17 protein-coding genes, 1 tRNA gene and 1 other annotated feature are annotated in these 18,089 nt (G+C 37.6%); of the genes, 1 reads left to right on the top strand and 17 read right to left on the bottom strand.

Annotated elements, in window-relative coordinates; translation table 11 throughout:
- Positions 1 to 53 precede the first annotated feature (53 nt).
- The 15 genes from tuf to ACZ42G_RS01910 all read right to left on the bottom strand — a co-directional run bounded on the left by tuf (position 54) and on the right by ACZ42G_RS01910 (position 13,531).
- Positions 54 to 1,256, bottom strand: a complete 1,203-nt coding sequence (gene tuf / locus ACZ42G_RS01980) for an elongation factor Tu (protein ID WP_274893932.1) — start codon at positions 1,254 to 1,256, stop codon at positions 54 to 56.
- 74 nt (positions 1,257 to 1,330) lie between these two features.
- Positions 1,331 to 1,406: transfer RNA gene (locus ACZ42G_RS01975), tRNA-Thr, on the bottom strand.
- A gap of 56 nt (positions 1,407 to 1,462) precedes the next feature.
- Positions 1,463 to 2,107 (bottom strand): RNA polymerase sporulation sigma factor SigH, encoded by a 645-nt coding sequence (sigH, locus tag ACZ42G_RS01970; protein ID WP_085112713.1) that lies wholly within the window; start codon positions 2,105 to 2,107, stop codon positions 1,463 to 1,465.
- 91 nt (positions 2,108 to 2,198) lie between these two features.
- Positions 2,199 to 2,693, bottom strand: coding sequence for an NYN domain-containing protein (locus tag ACZ42G_RS01965; RefSeq protein WP_085112714.1), 495 nt, complete (start codon positions 2,691 to 2,693; stop codon positions 2,199 to 2,201).
- Positions 2,694 to 2,697: 4 nt separating this feature from the next.
- On the bottom strand, positions 2,698 to 3,444 hold the full coding sequence (gene rlmB, locus ACZ42G_RS01960) for a 23S rRNA (guanosine(2251)-2'-O)-methyltransferase RlmB (RefSeq protein ID WP_464851159.1): 747 nt from the start codon (positions 3,442 to 3,444) through the stop codon (positions 2,698 to 2,700).
- Between the two features lie 2 nt (positions 3,445 to 3,446).
- On the bottom strand, positions 3,447 to 3,869 hold the full coding sequence (locus tag ACZ42G_RS01955) for a Mini-ribonuclease 3 (protein ID WP_085112821.1): 423 nt from the start codon (positions 3,867 to 3,869) through the stop codon (positions 3,447 to 3,449).
- Positions 3,869 to 5,263 carry a cysteine--tRNA ligase gene (cysS, locus tag ACZ42G_RS01950; RefSeq protein WP_085112716.1) on the bottom strand — a complete coding sequence of 465 codons (1,395 nt, stop codon included), beginning with the start codon at positions 5,261 to 5,263 and terminating at the stop codon, positions 3,869 to 3,871. The genes ACZ42G_RS01955 and cysS overlap by 1 nt, the downstream gene beginning before the upstream one ends.
- Positions 5,250 to 5,921: a serine O-acetyltransferase EpsC gene (epsC, locus tag ACZ42G_RS01945; RefSeq protein ID WP_085112717.1), complete on the bottom strand. Its 672-nt coding sequence runs from the start codon at positions 5,919 to 5,921 to the stop codon at positions 5,250 to 5,252. The genes cysS and epsC overlap by 14 nt, the downstream gene beginning before the upstream one ends.
- 50 nt (positions 5,922 to 5,971) lie before the next feature.
- Positions 5,972 to 6,164, bottom strand: a binding site (T-box leader).
- Positions 6,161 to 7,618: a glutamate--tRNA ligase gene (gltX, locus tag ACZ42G_RS01940; protein WP_464852083.1), complete on the bottom strand. Its 1,458-nt coding sequence runs from the start codon at positions 7,616 to 7,618 to the stop codon at positions 6,161 to 6,163. (Overlaps the previous feature by 4 nt.)
- Positions 7,619 to 7,751: 133 nt before the next feature.
- The gene (locus ACZ42G_RS01935) at positions 7,752 to 7,991 is read right to left on the bottom strand and encodes a hypothetical protein (RefSeq protein ID WP_013787126.1); all 240 of its coding nucleotides are present in this window, start codon (positions 7,989 to 7,991) and stop codon (positions 7,752 to 7,754) included.
- Between the two features lie 71 nt (positions 7,992 to 8,062).
- Entirely contained in the window at positions 8,063 to 9,775 is a 1,713-nt protein-coding gene (locus ACZ42G_RS01930; protein WP_085112720.1) for a proline--tRNA ligase, read from the bottom strand.
- Positions 9,776 to 9,823: 48 nt separating this feature from the next.
- On the bottom strand, positions 9,824 to 10,306 hold the full coding sequence (gene ispF, locus ACZ42G_RS01925) for a 2-C-methyl-D-erythritol 2,4-cyclodiphosphate synthase (protein WP_464851157.1): 483 nt from the start codon (positions 10,304 to 10,306) through the stop codon (positions 9,824 to 9,826).
- Between the two features lie 10 nt (positions 10,307 to 10,316).
- Entirely contained in the window at positions 10,317 to 11,561 is a 1,245-nt protein-coding gene (locus ACZ42G_RS01920) for a lipase family alpha/beta hydrolase (protein WP_274893925.1), read from the bottom strand.
- Between the two features lie 65 nt (positions 11,562 to 11,626).
- Positions 11,627 to 12,319, bottom strand: a complete 693-nt coding sequence (ispD, locus tag ACZ42G_RS01915; RefSeq protein WP_085112723.1) for a 2-C-methyl-D-erythritol 4-phosphate cytidylyltransferase — start codon at positions 12,317 to 12,319, stop codon at positions 11,627 to 11,629.
- Positions 12,320 to 12,427: 108 nt separating this feature from the next.
- Positions 12,428 to 13,531: a PIN/TRAM domain-containing protein gene (locus tag ACZ42G_RS01910; protein ID WP_013787121.1), complete on the bottom strand. Its 1,104-nt coding sequence runs from the start codon at positions 13,529 to 13,531 to the stop codon at positions 12,428 to 12,430.
- Between the two features lie 254 nt (positions 13,532 to 13,785).
- On the opposite strand from ACZ42G_RS01910, the gene ACZ42G_RS01905 reads away from it, so the two are divergent.
- Complete coding sequence (locus tag ACZ42G_RS01905) at positions 13,786 to 14,181, top strand: nucleoside triphosphate pyrophosphohydrolase family protein (protein ID WP_013787120.1); 396 nt, start codon at positions 13,786 to 13,788, stop codon at positions 14,179 to 14,181.
- Positions 14,182 to 14,205: 24 nt separating this feature from the next.
- On the opposite strand, the gene radA is transcribed toward ACZ42G_RS01905, so the two are convergent.
- Entirely contained in the window at positions 14,206 to 15,552 is a 1,347-nt protein-coding gene (gene radA, locus ACZ42G_RS01900) for a DNA repair protein RadA (protein WP_085112725.1), read from the bottom strand.
- A gap of 97 nt (positions 15,553 to 15,649) precedes the next feature.
- Complete coding sequence (locus tag ACZ42G_RS01895; RefSeq protein WP_085112726.1) at positions 15,650 to 18,082, bottom strand: ATP-dependent Clp protease ATP-binding subunit; 2,433 nt, start codon at positions 18,080 to 18,082, stop codon at positions 15,650 to 15,652.
- Positions 18,083 to 18,089: the final 7 nt, after the last annotated feature.

Below are 18,089 nucleotides of genomic sequence, written 5' to 3'. Positions count from 1 at the left end.
GTCAATCTAAATGTATAGACTCAAAAAAAGCCAGGTAAAATACCCAGCCCTTTTTATGACAGAATCTTGGAAACAACACCGGCTCCTACTGTGTGTCCGCCTTCTCTTATAGCAAATTTTAGTCCTTCTTCCATTGCTATCGGTGTTATTAATTCTATTGTCATCGTTACGTGGTCTCCGGGCATTACCATCTCTACGCCCTCTGGTAATTCTATTACTCCTGTTACGTCTGTTGTCCTGAAGTAGAACTGTGGTCTGTATCCATTGAAGAATGGTGTGTGTCTTCCGCCTTCTTCTTTTGTTAACACGTATACTTGTCCTTCAAATTTCGTGTGCGGTTTTACTGACCCTGGTTTCGCTAAGACTTGTCCTCTTTCTACTTCGTCTCTTGTTACTCCTCTTAACAATACTCCTATGTTGTCTCCTGCTTCTGCTTCATCCAGCGTCTTCCTGAACATCTCTACTCCTGTTACTACTGTCTTCTTGCTTTCGTCTGATAATCCTATTATCTCTACTTCGTCTCCTACTTTTAATTTGCCTCTCTCTACTCTTCCTGTTGCAACTGTTCCTCTTCCTGTTATCGTGAATACATCTTCTACTGGCATCAGGAATGGTTTGTCTACATCTCTTTCTGGTGTCGGTATATAGCTGTCAACTGCATCCATTAAGTCCCATATCTTGCCACACCATTGGCAATCTCTTTGTCCGCATCCGCATTCCATTGCTTTTAATGCTGAACCTACTACTATCGGTGTGTCATCTCCTGGGAATTCATATTCATTTAACAGCTCTCTTACTTCCATCTCTACTAATTCGATTAATTCTTGGTCGTCTACCATGTCTGCTTTGTTTAAGAATACTACGATGTATGGTACGCCTACCTGTCTTGCTAACAGGATGTGCTCTCTTGTCTGTGGCATTGGACCGTCTGCTGCTGATACTACCAGTATCGCTCCGTCCATCTGCGCTGCTCCTGTTATCATGTTCTTTACGTAGTCTGCGTGTCCTGGACAGTCAACATGGGCATAGTGCCTTTTCTCTGTCTCATATTCTACGTGCATTGTGTTTATTGTGATTCCTCTTGCTTTTTCTTCTGGTGCTTTGTCTATTTCATCGTATGCTGTCGCTTGTGCCATTCCTTGTTTTGATAATACTATCGTTATTGCTGATGTTAATGTCGTTTTGCCATGGTCTACGTGTCCTATTGTCCCTATGTTTGCATGGGGTTTCTTTCTTTCGAATTTTTGCTTTGCCATTTCTTTTCCTCCTACTTTAATAAACTCATCCACGCGTTTCTATATTTTAAAACTTAAGTACAAAAAAATAAAATTGGAGCCCATGACCGGGATTGAACCGGTGACCTCCGCCTTACCAAGGCGACGCTCTGCCGACTGAGCTACGTGGGCAATCATATTTTGCATCAATTTTAAATTCTACTATAAAAGCTTTAAAATGTCAATACTTAACTATTTCTCATCTCAAGATATCTTTCAAGCTTTCTTTTTACTCTTTGGAGGGCATTATCTATCGATTTTACATGTCTTCTAAGCTCAACAGCAATCTCCTGATACGATTTACCATCAAGGTAGGATATAAGCACTTCCCACTCAAGGTCGCTTAACATCTCACCGATCTTGTTTTCGATGTTAACGTATTCCTCTCGGTTTATTATTAACTCTTCAGGATCAGATATGCATTCACTGGACACAACGTCCATCAATGTCCTGTCTGACTCCTCCTCGAAGATCGGCTTATTTAAAGAAACGTAAGAATTAAGAGGAATATGTTTTTGCCTTGTAGCAGTTTTGATGGCTGTTATCATCTGTCTCGTTATGCATAGCTCAGCAAAAGCTTTAAACGATGACAGCTTATCGCTTTTAAAATCGCGAATAGCCTTGTATAACCCGATCATACCTTCCTGCACTATATCTTCCTTATCCGCACCGACCAAAAAGTAGGAACGAGCCTTTGCCTTGACAAAAGAATAGTACTTGTCAATGATGAATTCTAGCGCTGCTTCGTTGCCCCTCTGAGCCTCTTCTACAACATCACCTTCATCCATTGACGAAAAAACATTGTATAGATCTAATTGTGCCCCCGATTTCACAAAAATCGCCTCCGCTTATAGGCCAAGTTCACATAAATAATTATACTTTTAATAGAGATTGTAGTCAAGATTGTAATAAAGAATATTTTTATTACTCAGCCATTTTTTTAAGCCTCTCTATAATTTCTTCTGAAAGTCTTGATTCAATGCTGTCTTTCTTGTCGTCTTTGGTATAAAACTTCTTTTTATCTTCTAAATAATTATTCAATTCTTCGTATAATTCCCTTGATGACATCCTTATGGCGCCTTGACCCAATACGACTTGCTGCAATATCCAATCAGAAGTCACCACAACTACTTTGTCTTTTTTGACTATTTCTTTTATCAATCCTTCAATGTAGCTGTCAGCAGACTCACCTTCCTTTGTATATACGACTTCAATTCCATTGTGATATTCCTTGTTTTGTTGTTTCCCTTTGGCGTACATCGCATCAAAGACGAGTATTATATTAAATCCTGTATACCCTTTAAAATTTTGAAGTATATCTATCAACTTTTGTCTGGCGTCCTCAAGGTTATTTCTCGCCTCAAGCTTTAAATCCTGCCAATTGTTTATCACGTTATATCCATCAATCACCATATACATCAAATCACGCCTTACCCGTCCTCTGTCGTACAACCTCGTACATGAAAATAGATGCCGCTACCGATGCATTCAGCGAATTCATATTGCCCATCATTGGTATCTTTACAAGATAATCACAGTTCTTTTTAACAAGATCAGATATCCCTTCACCTTCACTGCCAATGACTATGGCTATAGGCTGATCATAATCAACATTGCTAAAATCCTCTTTTGCATCCACGCTGCTGCCTACAATCCATACGCCTTGCTTCTTTAGATTATTTATTGCATTGTTTATGTTTGAAACCTTTGCAATTTTCATGTACTCAGTGGCACCTGCTGATGTCTTTACAACCGTGCTGTTTACCACAGCAGATCTTCTCTTTGGGATTACGATGCCATGTACTGAAAAAGCTTCTGCAGTCCTTATTATGGCTCCAAAGTTGTGCGTGTCTGTTATCCCGTCCAATAACAGAATAAAAGGCTTTTCACCTTTCTCATTGGCATACTCCAGTATGTCTTCCACGTCACAATACTTATAGAGGGAGCACAATGCGACTACTCCCTGATGGTTGCCGTTTCCGGACATCTTGTCTAATGTCACATTGTCTGCAGTTGATATGATTATATTTTTATCCCTTGCAGATTTTATAATTTTAGAAATATTACCTTTGGCATTTTTTGAAACATATATTTTTTCAATCTCTCGTCCGCTATTAATAGCTTCTAACACAGGATTCCTTCCGTATATTATATTTTCATTTTCTTTCATAATTAACCCTCATTTATATTATAGTTTAATGCATAATTTAGTATTTCATCAAGCCTATCGTATCTTCCCAAAAGATACAGATAGCCAAGTAAAGCCTCAAAAGCAGTAGCCAGCCGGTATTCTTCGATACCGGCATGCTTTGGAATAGTAGCGCTTTTTACATTCCTTCCTCTTCTTATTATATCCTTTTCTTCTTCATCAAACATGTCATAGAGATTTTTCAAAATCTCAGACTGTGATGACGCTTTTACGTACTTAACACATTCTCTGTGAATCTTGTTTATAGGCCTATTTCCCTTTGCTGAAATATTTGTCCTTATAAACAAATCATAGACGCTATCGCCGATAAATGCCATAATAAGCGGCGATAAATTCATGACATCTTTTTTTGTAAAAACTTTGCCATCCTTTGTAAAAAGATTCATCAAACTCTCTTCCACCTTACTCCGTTAGGTGTATCTTCCAATACTATCCCTTGTTTTTTCAATTCATCTCTTATTCTATCAGCTTCTGCCCAGTTCTTTGCCTTTCTGGCCTCTTGACGCTTTTCTATCAGTTCTTTGATCTCATCATCCAATAGCTCTTTCTTTTTATAAGTTATGCCAAGGACAGAAGATAAATTCAAAAAAACATCTAATATATATTTTATCAATTCCTTCGGGGAATTTCCATCTATATTTGAATTAATATCTCTTACCATCTCAAAGATGACTGATATGGCATCGGCAGTGTTAAAATCGTCATCCATCGCTTCTTCAAACTTTCTTTTGTACTCTTCATATTTCTCTTTGTACGCTTTTTCTTCATCGCTTAATTGCCTGTCTTCCGCCACATCTAAAAGGTGTCTCAAGTTGTAAACAGTATTGCTTAATCTTAAATACCCGTTCTTTGCTTGTTCTATAAGGTCTTGACTATAATTGATTGGGTTTCTGTAATGAGACATCAACATGAAAAACCTCAAAACTTCAGGATCGTATTGGCTGATTACGTCTCTTACGGTGAAAAAATTGTTTTTTGACTTAGACATCTTTTCATTATTGATGTTTAAGTATCCTATGTGCATCCAATACTTTGCAAACTCTGCATCATTTGCAGCTTCACTCTGTGCAATCTCATTTTCATGATGCGGAAATATGAGATCAGGACCACCTGCATGTATATCAAGGGTTTTGCCTAAGAACTTTGTAGACATTGTTGAGCACTCAATATGCCAACCAGGTCTGCCTTTACCCCACGGGCTATCCCAATACGGTTCTCCTTCCTTCGCAGCCTTCCAAAGGACGAAGTCTGTTGGATTTTTCTTGTCTTCATTTACCTCTATTCGTGCCCCAGCCTTTAACTCATCTATATTTTTGTGTGAAAGTTTCCCATAATCCTTGAACTTCGTCGTATCGTAGTACACATTCCCATCTTTTTCATAAGCAAACCCTTTATCAATAAGCTTTTTCACAAACTCAATTATTTCTTCGATGTTTTCTGTAGCTCTTGGATGGAATGTGGCTCTTTTTATTCCTAAGCTGTCAGCATCCTTGAAATACTCCTCAATGTACCTGTCAGCTAATTCTTTTACAGTTGTGTTTTCCTCATGGGATCTTTTTATGAGTTTATCGTCTATATCTGTAAAGTTCTGCACATAGTTTACTTTATAACCCTTATATTCCAGATACCTTCTGACAGTATCAAAGACGATAAACGCTCTCGCATTGCCTATATGGATAAAATTGTACACAGTAGGTCCGCATACATACATATTTACAACATTATCCTTCAATGGCACGAATTCTTCTTTTTTTCTGGTAAGCGTATTATAAATCTTCATCTCTATCATCCTCCACATTGTTTATATATGTTTCTAACCTTTTGATTCTGGCTTTTAACCTTCTTAACTCATCTTCAATTGGATCAGGCAGCTTTCCATGCTCTAAGTCCACATTTACTTTAGATGCCGGACTTACTCTCACGTTGTCTTTTTTTACGCAATGTCCAGGAACACCAACGACAGTGCAATTTGGTGGAACGTCATGTAGCACTACAGCACCTGCACCTATTTTCGTATTATCGCCTATCTTTATAGGCCCTAAGACTTTTGCACCACTTCCAACAACTACATTATTGCCTATAGTAGGATGCCTCTTACCCTTATCCTTTCCAGTACCGCCTAATGTAACTCCTTGATACAGCGTCACATTATCCCCTATTTCTGTCGTTTCCCCTATCACTACGCCCATTCCGTGATCTATAAAAAATCCCTTTCCTATTTTAGCACCTGGGTGTATTTCTATTCCAGTTAAAAACCTGCTAAATTGTGAAATAAGCCTTGATAACAGCAACAGCTTTTTATTGTATAAGTAGTGTGCAATTCTATGAAATATTATAGCATGGAATCCCGGATAGCATAAAACTACTTCTAACACGCTTTTTGCAGCAGGATCCCTCTCAAACACTACTTTAATGTCCTCCTTCAATGTTTTAAACATGATAACCAATCCCCTTTTCAATAAATAATTGATAAAAAAATCCCCCATCATCCAGAGACGAGGGGGGCTCGCGGTTCCACTCTGATTGAGTAAACTCCACTTGTATTTATAACGGATACCCGTGCGACAATGCGCATTGCTCATGGGTGCACTTCACACAATATATCCAGAAGCTGCTTTCAGCCCACGACAGCTCCTCTCTTTTGGAATCTATTATGCTACTCTCCCAATCATCACATTTACGATATTGATTTTAAGGCTTTATCTATCCTTTGCAATATTTTATGTTTCCCTAAAAGAGGAATTATCATCACAAGTTCAGGTCCATGGTCTTGCCCTGTTAAAGCAAATCTTATAGGCATGAAAAACGCTTTTCCTTTGACTCCTATCTTCTTTTGCAACATCTTTAGCAGTTCTTTTATGCCATCTTCTGTAACTTCATCCATATTCTCGATTTCTTCTTTAAATGTCATCAGTACATTCTTAGCATCACTTGACAGCAAAGTTTCTTTTGCTTCGCTATTGTATTCCAAATCATCGACAAAGAACATCTTTGCCTTGTCTTTCAGTTCAGCCACATAGTGCAAGCCATCTTTAAAAAGTGACACAACCTTTTTTAGCCATTCGTACGTAGCCTCATCTATATTTTCACCAATGTACCCTGCCTCTTTAAGATGCGGCAAGCTTAAATCTACAATTCTTTCAATAGGACTCATCTGAATGTAGTGTTGATTCATCCAATTCAGCTTTTCTATGTCAAAAACAGGATTAGCACTGTGAATCTTATTGAAATTAAATTTTTTAATTATTTCATCTTTAGACATCAATTCAACATTGTCATCTGGAGACCAACTTAAAAGCGACAAAAAGTTAAACATCGCTTCAGGTAGGTAACCCATTTCCCTGTATTGTCCAATGTAAGTATTCCCATGCCTTTTAGAAAGCTTAGTCCTGTCTGGTCCTAAGATAAGAGGCGCATGAGCAAATACAGGTGGTTTAAAGCCAAGTGCCTCATAAATGAGAAGCTGTTTAGGAGTGTTGTAAATATGATCTTCACCTCTTATGACATGGGTTATTTTCATAAGAGTATCATCTACAACGACTGCAAAGTTGTAAGTCGGCATGCCATCAGATTTTACTATTATCATGTCACCACCAAGCGTGTCTGACTTAATTTCGATCTTTCCCTTTATCATATCATCAAATGATATTGTAACATCATCAGGAATTATGAATCTAATGGAAGGTTTCCTGCCTTGCCGCAAATACTCCTCTTCCTGTTCTTTAGTCAAATGCCGGCATCTTCCAGAATACCTCGGTATATCTCCTCTTTTAACAGATTCCTCTCTGTCTTTATCCAGCTCTTCAGGAGTACAGTAACATCTATAGGCTTTACCTTCTTTTATAAGCTTTTCTGCATATTCATTGTATATATGAAGCCTTTCGCTTTGCCTGTACGGTCCGTATTCACCGGGTTTGTCAGGCCCTTCATCCCATTCTATGCCAAGCCAGCTTAACTCTTTGAATATTAACTTCTCAAAATCCTTCGAAGATCTTGTCAAATCCGTATCTTCTATCCTCAATATAAGCTTAGCACCTTCGCTTCTTGAAAATAGATAATTAAATAACGCAGTGCGTATATTTCCTATGTGAATAGCACCTGTAGGGCTTGGTGCAAACCTAACTCTTTTTTCCATATAGCCATCTCCATCTTTTGTATTCATCATATACATTATACAAATTTTATTTCACACTTACAATATATTTTCATAAAAAGGGCAATCTAATACTTAATTAAAGCAATAAAGGGATAGTCTCCTATCCCTTTAATCATTTAACCGTCATGTGATTTACTTTAACAGACGGAATGCTTGTAAGCTCTTTTGAAAATTCGTTTATATACTTCTCATCACCTCTGACATTTAACGTTATAAGCCCATTATCATCGCTGTCATCGTGTATTCCAAACCTGGCCAATATGTTTTGTCCATGCTTCGTCAATACTTCTTGCACCTTTGGTGCAAAATCCGATCTTTTATCGACAGAAATCCCCATTATGTAAATGGACATTAAACCACTCCTTTCCTACTTTATTTTTTTGTCATTCTTAAAATATTATGCAAAAAAGGAGCATTTAGCTCCTATATATTTTCACTTATTAATTCTTTAACTTTCCCTAAAACTTCATCGTATTTTAATTCTATCGGCTTTTCTTCTTTTCTTAATTTCAGCTCAACAATATTGTCTTGGGCTTTCTTTCCTACGGTTATTCTAATAGGTATACCTAACAAATCAGCGTCATTAAATTTTACGCCTGCTCTCAAATCCCTGTCGTCAATCAAAACCTCAATGCCAGCTTTAGATAATTCATCGTACAATTTCTCTGCAAGATCTCTCTGCGCATCATTTGACACATTTACAGGTACAACTATGACGTGATATGGTGCTATAGACATTGGCCAAATGATGCCTTTGTCATCGTGATTTTGCTCTATTGCAGCAGCCGCAATTCTGTTTAACCCTATGCCGTAACAGCCCATTATTATAGGCTTTTCATTGCCATTTTCATCTATATAATTTGCACCTAATGCATCAGAATATTTTGTGCCTAATTTAAAAATGTGTCCTACTTCAATTCCTCTATCCAGTTTTAAAGGATTTCCACATTTCGGGCATTTATCGCCGTCTACAACTTTTCTAACATCTGATACTACATCCGCTTTAAAGTCTCTTCCGTAATTGACATTTTTCAAATGGTAGTCTGTCTCATTAGCGCCGACGATGACATTTCTCATGGCAGGTATCTCCGCATCTGCTATAATCATTACATCCCCTTTAAGTCCAATAGGACCAGCAAATCCTACATTGGCAGATGTGACTTTCTTTACAGTTTCTTCATCAGCCAATTCAACATCATTTTCGCTTACATTCAAAAGATTCGCCAGTTTTACAAGGTTTACTTCCCTGTCGCCTCTTATAAGAACTGCAGCTACCTTATCCTTGTACTTGTATATCAACGTCTTTACAAATCTTTCTGCTTCAACATCCAAATGCGACACAAGTTCATCGATCGTCTTTACATCAGGCGTATAAATTCTTTCTAATGTCCTCATCTCTTCATCACTTACATGCTGAATAGTACATTCTGCCTTTTCTTCATTGGCAGCATAGCCGCAGTTGTCGCAATAGACAATTACTGCTTCTCCAACATTAGATGTCACCATAAATTCTTTAGAATCCTTTCCACCCATAGCACCTGTATCAGCTTCAACGACAGTGTACTTTAAGCCGCACCTGTCAAATATCCTGCAGTAAGCATCGTACATCTTATCAAAAGACACATCCAGTCCATCCCAATCGACATCAAAGCTGTAAGCATCTTTCATTATAAATTCACGAGACCTCATGACACCAAATCTGGGCCGCCTCTCATCTCTATACTTCGTCTGAATCTGATATATTGTCAATGGAAGCTGCCTGTATGACTTTACATCATTTCTTATAAGGTCTGTAAAAACTTCTTCATGGGTAGGACCTAAGCAAAATTCCCTGTCATTTCTGTCTTTTAGCTTAAACATTTCAGGTCCAAAAACATCCCATCTGCCGGATTCTTTTAAAAGTTCCGCAGGTATTATGGCGGACATAAGCACCTCCTGTGCCCCTGCTCTGTCCATCTCTTCTCTCACAATTTCTTCAATCTTCTTAAGGACCCTTTTGCCAAGCGGCAAATAAATGTACACACCTGATGCAAGTTTTCTCATCATGGCGGCTTTTAACATGAGAATATGGCTTGGTATCTCAGCTTCCGCTGGTACCTCTCTCATCGTTGGTATAAACAATTGTGATAATCTCATCGTCTACCTCCTAATATTTATCATGTTTGTATTTTATTTAATTTAATTTTAACTGTCAATACATTTTTCAGAAAGACTTGCTATCGCGTACGCAGCAATTCCTTCTTTTCTACCTGTGAATCCAAGACCTTCTTCGGTCTTTGCTTTAATGTTAACTCTGTCAATCCCAATATTTAAAACTTTCGACAAATTTTTGGATATAGCATCTTTATACGGTGCCAATTTCGGTTCCTGAGCTATAATGATGCAGTCAATATTGTTTAAAGAGTATTTATCTTTTATCAAATCTAACGTCTTCTTAAGGAGCACAGTGCTGTCTATATCTTTATAAATCCACTCGGAGTCAGGAAAATGAGTTCCTATATCGCCTAACCCTGCAGCACCGAGAATTGCGTCAATGACAGCATGTATAAGGACATCGGCATCTGAATGACCTAAAAGCCCCTTAACGTACGGAATCTGTACACCGCCCAATATCAATTTTCTTCCCGCCTCTAATCTGTGTACGTCGTATCCAATACCGACTCTCATAAAAACACTCCTATCCCTTAAACTCGAAATTTCCATTTCTATCTACAAAAAGACGAGTTTCAGACTTCCTAAATCTGTCTTTTTGCTTTATTGTTTTAACAGCAAAACCTTTATTTGTATGAATCATGATAGACCTTGCTGCAAAGTCTGGTGAAGAAAAGTAGTATTCCCCTTCTTCATTAATAGCCATGTACCAATTTACTTTTCCAAAGACATTGTACTTTTTAAGTTTTTGCCCTCTGTCAAGCACAAGGACTTTACTATCTGTCAATATATTTACAAAAGACAATATCTTTTCCAAAACGCTTGCCTTAGGTGCTTCTTCTACGCCCAATATTTCTTTTAGATGCGGAATAGAAGCATTTAATATTCCTCCATGGCCTGCATTCAAGACATATTTATTTCCCTCAACTCCTAAAGCACTTTTAATCAATACGGTTCCATCCCCTTTATCATCTCTCACAACACCAACAGCACGGCCGTCAGGCCACAATACGCTATCATTACTATCGGCAACTTGAATGAATTTATTCGTGTATATACCATTTCCCGAAAAAACATACACTTCATCAGCTCTTTCATAAAATTTATCAATTGAGCTGTTTAATTCATTTAAAAAGGTATTCTGTTCCTTCATGTAAAGTATATTTTTAAACACGATCTTGTTGTTTTTAATCGGGTATTTAAAAACGTAGTTTCCATATTCGACACTTGGCATGAGAGATTTTATAGATGGAATGTACCTTCTTATTATCATAAGCTCATCTTTCTCCCCTTTTATTTTGCCTATAGCCCAGATAAATCCCCTTAAAAGTATATTTAAAAAATCCTCGTCGTTGTCAGGAGGAACTGCACCGCCTTCCCACGCATAATATGCATTAGCAGCTCCATAATGAGGAGAAGATAAAAAAACCACTTTGCCTACATCATTTCTGTAAAAATCTCCTTGCACATAGCTTCTAAGAAGTAAACCACCCATGCTGTGGCATACAACGTCGACTTTATCGCAATTATTTTTTATTTTTGCCTCATTTATCTTAGACATAAGTGTGTTTACACACTCAGGTATATCCTTCCACCATTCATAATAGCAAATAAAAAGATTTTTGCCCTCCGTATATCCCAATGATTTCAAATTTTCAACGAAAGAATCGTATATATAACCTGCAGGTCCAAACCCCCATGCTTTGCCAACAAGCGTAGGAACATACATGGAGCCAAATATTCCGTGAATAAATACAAGAGGCCTTCTCATCACAATCACCTCATATAATTTAGGCATCTCTCCTGCTATAATTATATGAGGTTAAAATAATAATGTTATTGATATATTGTTTTTAAGAAAGCCTCAGATATTATCAAATCCTCAGGAGTAGTAATCTTTATATTCCTGTAGCTACCTTCCACAAGTTTTACTTTATGTCCAAGCCTTTCTACAAGGACAGTATCATCTGTACCTAAAAAACCATCTTCCATTGCTTTTAAATGTGCTTCGTATATAAGCCTGTATTCAAAAATTTGTGGCGTTTGGATGGCCATAAGATTTGTCCTATCAGGGGTATCTACTACAAAATTGTCATCGTCAACTACCTTTATAGTGTCTTTCACTGGAACAGCAATACCTACAGCACTGTGATGTTTAGACTCTTCTATGCCCTTTTTTAGTGTGGCCTCGTCGATAAAAGGTCTTGCTCCATCATGTATCATCACTATGTCGCATCTGCTATTCACAGCCTTTAACCCATTGAAAACAGATTCCTGTCTCTCCATCCCACCGGCAACTATCTGCTTTACCTTTTTAAAATTATATTTATCGATTATTTCCCGTCTGCAGTAATCTATGTCTTCGTTAGACACCACTAAAATTATCTCATTAAGTTCCGATAATTTTTCAAAGACATTTAGAGTATAGTATAGAACAGGCTTTCCGTTTAATTTCAAAAAAACCTTGTTTAATTTTGTTCCCATTCTTCTGCCTTTACCAGCAGCAACGACTATTGCACTAATAAACATAATGCACCCTCTACAAAAAATATACTGGTAAAATTATATCATATTCACCATCTTTCCGCCATCGACAAAATAAAAAAGGCATCTTCGAAAGGAAAATGCCTTAAAATATCACATAGCTTTTTCTTGATCTGTTTGCTTCGGTTTGGCAAATATCATTCTACCTGCTGCAGTCTGTAAAACGCTTGTTACAAGGACATCCAATGTATCGCCTATATGTTTTTTGCCACCGTCTACCACGATCATAGTGCCATCGTCAAGGTAGGCTATGCCTTGACCAGATTCCTTCCCATCCTTTATGACCTGAACGACCATCTCTTCTCCAGGAAGCACCACAGGCTTTACCGCATTTGAAAGTTCATTTATATTAAGGACGGGTACACCTTGAAATTCAGCTACTTTATTCAAATTATAATCATTTGTTATAACTTTCCCATTCATCATCTTGGCAAGCCTTAAAAGTTTCGTGTCTACTTCGGATGCGTCCACATCCTTATCTACAATCTGCACCTTCATATCCAATTCCTTCTGTATCTTATTTAAAACATCAAGGCCTCTTCTGCCTCTATTCCTCTTTAATGAATCAGATGAATCAGCTATATGCCTCAATTCCTCCAGCACAAAATTAGGTATAATAAGGGGTCCTTCTACAAACCCCGTTTTACATATATCAAAAATCCTGCCATCTATTATGACACTGGTATCGAGAATTTTTGGTATCTCGCTTATCTCTACTTTTTGCGATTTTTGCTGTCCCATCTTTTTCACTATCGCAAACAAATTCATAAATTCATCTTTTTTCTTCAATGATATGCTTATTCCAAGATAACCGAAAAACACACTGATTATTATAGGAATAACCTTTCCTACAAATGGAAGCTGATAAATAGGAGCGCTAATAAGGTTTGCCAAAATCAATCCAATGATTAATCCGAAAGCTCCAACTAAGATATCGTATATCGGTGATTTTTGAAGTGCTGTCTCAAGCCAACCTTCGAAATCTTTTCCCCATTTAATAAGTTTAGGAGAAAAAATAAAAAATATGATTCCGCCTATCAAAGCCCCAACAGCGTATACAATGATTGATGTAATGCTCGTCAATGTCAAATCCATCAATTTTTGTAGCTTCAATACAGCCAAAGACAGGTAAGCCGCTTCAAATCCCACCCCTAAGCCAACTATCGAAATTATTCCTCTTACAATTTTGTATAACATATATTCACCTCCACTTCTATTATTATCAAAAATGTCACTAATTATAAGTCAATGGGGAAATTTTATAAAGGCACATAACAAATTTTACATGTATAGGGCTTCTTTAATAAAAGTATACTACTTATAGATAAACATTGTCAATTTACAAAAAATTTAGTCATGCTATAAATGTTATTTCGTGTAAATATTGACAACACAACATTTACAAGTATATAATTGATTTAAGATTTAAAGAAACGGGAGTGGGCATAACCATGAAGGATATAATAGTCGATGATCTACAAAACACAGTAGAAGAATACTTAATACGTCACAAGAGCATTCTCGATATTTTGACAAAAATTCAAGAAAGCAGTGCCAGAGTCAACAGAGCAGTAGCAAAATCTGTTACAGAGTGCGGTTGTCTAAAAATCAATGCACAAAAGCAAGAAATCCCTGAAGATGCCATGATAGAAGACGCACATAAGTACATCAAAACACATGTGGATGGTCAGTTGTGCGATAACTGCCGTGAAGTTTTAGAAACCGAAATCGGCAACAACATATTCTATATAATAGCCCTTTGCAACACGCTGGGCTTAAACTTCTACGATATCTTGCTTAAAAAGGATAAAGAGCTTAATACGCTGGGAGTTTTCAATATGCTGTGATTTTAGTGGGGATAGACCCACTTTTTATTTTGCAATTACATCTGTAAGTTCTACGATGTTTTTAATCTTTTTTACGTTCATATCGTAATTATTTTCTACCTTCATCTGTGGCACTACTATTGTTTTAAACCCCATCTTTCTGGCTTCACTTATCCTTCTCTCTAAATTGCTTACAGGTCTTACTTCGCCTATCAATCCAACCTCACCAGAAAAACAGATGTCATTAGAGATGGGAATATTTAAATACCCTGATATTAAAGCTGCAACTATTCCTAAATCAGCCGCAGGCTCTTGTACTTTCAATCCACCAGCTATATTTAAGTATACGTCTGATTGTGAAAGATTTATCCCACATTTCTTTTCCAATACAGCCAATAAAAGGACAAATTTGTTGTAATCTATGCCTGTTGACATCCTCCTTGGCAATCCAAAATTGGTATGGCAAATAAGCGATTGAACCTCTAATAAAATTGGCCTCGTGCCCTCCATAGAGCTTATTACAGCAAGACCCGGTGCATTCAAATCTCTCCCAGATAAAAGCACTTCAGAAGGATTCTTTACCTCTTTTAAACCTTCTGATTCCATTTCAAATACCCCTATTTCATTTGTAGAGCCAAATCTGTTTTTGTAAGCTCTTAATATCCTAAATGACTGCGTCCTATCACCTTCAAAGTACAATACAGTATCCACCATATGCTCCAACACTCTTGGGCCTGCTATAGAGCCTTCCTTAGTTACATGACCTATTATGAATACAGTAATCCCGTTTTGTTTCGATAGCCTTAAAAGATGCTGCGTAACTTGCCTTACTTGCGACACACTGCCTGGTATAGTTGTGCTTTCATCTGCGTACATAGTCTGGATTGAATCAACTATAATAAAACCAGGCGATATCTTCTCTACATGTCTTTCCACATTGTTTATGTTAGTTTCGGCCAAGAAGTATATCTCCTGCTTGCCTTTTATGATTCTGTCTGCTCTCATTTTTATCTGGCTTGATGATTCTTCTCCTGAAATGTACAAAACCTTTGTGAAATTAGACATCACGTCCGATATCTGCAAAAGCATAGTTGACTTGCCGATGCCGGGTTCTCCCCCAATTAAAACAAGAGAACCTTTTACAACACCACCGCCTAATACCCTGTCAAATTCACTAATTCCTGTTTTTATACGGTCTTCATCCTTTGCCTCTATATCTTTTAAAAGCTCAACTTTTGATGTAAGTACGCTTTCTCGCGACTTTTTGTCGCTGTCTTCAACTACCTCTTCAACAAACGAATTCCATTCATCGCAATTAGGACACTTTCCCATCCACTTTGTGCTTTCAAATCCGCACTGTTGGCAGACAAATTTAGTCTTATCTTTTTTCACATTTCCACCGACTTTCCATGTATATCTATCACTAAAATTATATCACATTGAAATATAAAAATTGGATACCCTCACTTAAGAGAGTATCCAAGTATGCTTAAACTTTCGTAAAATCAAATTTACCGTCTTTTAATTTAACTAAAACTTTATCGCCAGATTTTATCTCGCCTTTCAGCATAAGCTCAGAAAGCTCACTTTCAACAACTTTTTGTATAGCCCTTCTCAATGGCCTTGCGCCGTAAGTCACATCATAGCCTTCTTTAAGAAGTTCTTCTTTTGCATCATCTGTAAATTCAAGGCTTATGTTGTTATCTTTAAGCCTCTTATTCAAATCAGCGATCATCAAATCGGTAATCTTCCTTATGTCATCCTGCGTCAGTTGACGGAATACGATGATATCATCAATCCTGTTTAAAAATTCAGGCCTAAATGATTTTTTAAGTTCCTCTAAGATGTTTTCCTTCATCTTTTCGTACGATTCTTTTTCTGCGTTGCTTTCAGGCATAAAACCTAAAGTAGTCTGCTTCTTAATAAGCTGTGCTCCAACGTTGGAAGTCATTATTATGAGTGTATTTTTGAAATCTACCGTTCTGCCTTTTGAATCTGTCAGCCTTCCATCGTCTAATATTTGCAACAGTATATTAAACACATCTGGATGAGCTTTTTCAATTTCGTCAAATAAGATGACCGAATACGGCTTTCTTCTTATTTTTTCAGTAAGCTCTCCGCCTTCTTCATATCCAACATATCCTGGAGGAGAGCCGATAAGCCTTGATACAGAGAATTTTTCCATATACTCAGACATATCTATTCTGACTATCGCTGATTCGTCTCCAAACATGGCTTCCGCTAGCGCTTTGCTAAGCTCTGTCTTACCGACACCTGTTGGCCCTAAGAATATAAATGATCCAATAGGTCTTTTCGGATCTTTAAGTCCAACTCTTGCCCTTCTTATGGCTCTTGCCACTGCATCCACTGCTTCATCCTGACCTATTACACGCTTGTGCAGTATATCTTCCAAATGCAAAAGCCTTTCAGATTCTTCTTGTGCAAGCTTCTGTGTTGGAATGCCAGTCCAAAGGGATACAATTTGCGAAATTTCTTCAGCACCAACGCTTTTTTCTTTAACTAATGAATTCTGCTGCCATTTTGATTTTAAGTTTTCCAGTTGCTCTTTAACTTTTTGTTCTTCATCTCTTATCTTAGCAGCTTTTTCGTACTCCTGAGTCCTTATAGCCTCTTCTTTATCTTTATTAAGCATATTTAATTTATCTTCCAATTCTTTTATCTCTGGCGGCGCTGTAACTGTCTTAAGTCTGACTCGCGACGCAGCTTCGTCTATAAGGTCTATAGCCTTATCAGGAAGGAATCTATCTGTTATATACCTGTGGGAAAGTTTTGCTGCTGCTTCAATCGCTTCATCGGTAATCTTTATCCTGTGATGTGCTTCATACTTGTCCCTTAGTCCTTTTAATATTTCTATCGTTTCTTCAACAGACGGCTCCTCAACCATTATAGGTTGAAATCTCCTTTCGAGAGCAGGATCTTTTTCAATGTACTTCCTGTATTCATCGATTGTAGTAGCACCAATGACTTGTATCTCTCCTCTCGCAAGGGCTGGCTTTAAGATATTAGATGCGTCTATTGCACCTTCTGCCGCACCAGCACCTATTATAGTGTGAAGCTCATCTATAAAAAGTATGACATTTCCTGCCTTGATGACCTCATTCAATACATTTTTCAACCTATCCTCAAATTCTCCTCTGTACTTCGTGCCTGCAACCATTGAAGCCATATCTAATGTTACAACCCGTTTGCCCTTTAAAATCTCCGGTATAGTACCACTTTCGATGGCCTCTGCCAATCCTTCGGCGATTGCAGTTTTACCTACTCCAGGTTCGCCAATAAGGCATGGATTGTTTTTAGTCCTTCTGCTTAAAATCTGTATTACTCTTTCTATCTCCTTTTCACGTCCAATGACAGGATCCAACTTTCCTTCCCTTGCAAGCTCTGTAAGATCTCTTCCAAACTGGTTCAAGTTAGGTGTATTTGTATTCTTAGCTCTTTGCGCTTTATTTGTAGTGCCAGAAGGTTCTTCGCTTACCATCTTTACTATTTCTTCTCTGACTCTGTTGAAGTCTACACCTAACTCCATCAAAATCCTTACTGCTACACCTTCACCTTCTCTAATAAGGCCCAATAAGATGTGCTCTGTTCCGATGTAATTTGTATTAAACCTTCTGGCCTCAGCAAAGCTAAGCTCCAAAACCCTCTTTGCTCTTGGCGTATATCCTACCACATCGCCAGGCACATTTCCCATTCCAATAAGTGATTCTACCTTTGCTCTTATATCTTCGTAAGTGACACCAAGGCTTTTTAAAACCCGGGATGCTATGCCGTCTTCTTCTTTAATAAGACCTAAAAGAATATGCTCCGTTCCCACGTAATTGTGGTATAGTGAGCGAGCTTCCTCCTGTGCTTGATAAAGCACTTTTTGTGCTTTTTCCGAAAATCTACCAAACATTGCCATAAAAACA

The sequence above is a fragment of the Thermoanaerobacterium calidifontis genome (assembly GCF_055381745.1).
The sequence above is the reverse complement of the archived record's forward strand: the minus strand, read 5'-3'. Positions and strand labels throughout refer to the sequence as shown.

Coding starts and splice junctions, on each gene's coding strand:
- ACZ42G_RS01895 (WP_085112726.1), bottom strand. CDS start 18,082: ATGGCAATGTTTGGTAGATTTTCGGAAAAAGCACAAAAAGTGCTTTAT.
- epsC (WP_085112717.1), bottom strand. CDS start 5,921: ATGTTTAAAACATTGAAGGAGGACATTAAAGTAGTGTTTGAGAGGGAT.
- gltX (WP_464852083.1), bottom strand. CDS start 7,618: ATGGAAAAAAGAGTTAGGTTTGCACCAAGCCCTACAGGTGCTATTCAC.
- ACZ42G_RS01955 (WP_085112821.1), bottom strand. CDS start 3,869: ATGAATCTTTTTACAAAGGATGGCAAAGTTTTTACAAAAAAAGATGTC.
- ispD (WP_085112723.1), bottom strand. CDS start 12,319: ATGTTTATTAGTGCAATAGTCGTTGCTGCTGGTAAAGGCAGAAGAATG.
- ACZ42G_RS01930 (WP_085112720.1), bottom strand. CDS start 9,775: ATGAGATTATCACAATTGTTTATACCAACGATGAGAGAGGTACCAGCG.
- cysS (WP_085112716.1), bottom strand. CDS start 5,263: ATGAAGATTTATAATACGCTTACCAGAAAAAAAGAAGAATTCGTGCCA.
- ACZ42G_RS01910 (WP_013787121.1), bottom strand. CDS start 13,531: ATGTTATACAAAATTGTAAGAGGAATAATTTCGATAGTTGGCTTAGGG.
- ACZ42G_RS01905 (WP_013787120.1), top strand. CDS start 13,786: ATGAAGGATATAATAGTCGATGATCTACAAAACACAGTAGAAGAATAC.
- ACZ42G_RS01935 (WP_013787126.1), bottom strand. CDS start 7,991: ATGTCCATTTACATAATGGGGATTTCTGTCGATAAAAGATCGGATTTT.
- rlmB (WP_464851159.1), bottom strand. CDS start 3,444: ATGAAAGAAAATGAAAATATAATATACGGAAGGAATCCTGTGTTAGAA.
- ACZ42G_RS01920 (WP_274893925.1), bottom strand. CDS start 11,561: ATGAGAAGGCCTCTTGTATTTATTCACGGAATATTTGGCTCCATGTAT.
- tuf (WP_274893932.1), bottom strand. CDS start 1,256: ATGGCAAAGCAAAAATTCGAAAGAAAGAAACCCCATGCAAACATAGGG.
- ispF (WP_464851157.1), bottom strand. CDS start 10,306: ATGAGAGTCGGTATTGGATACGACGTACACAGATTAGAGGCGGGAAGA.
- ACZ42G_RS01965 (WP_085112714.1), bottom strand. CDS start 2,693: ATGTATATGGTGATTGATGGATATAACGTGATAAACAATTGGCAGGAT.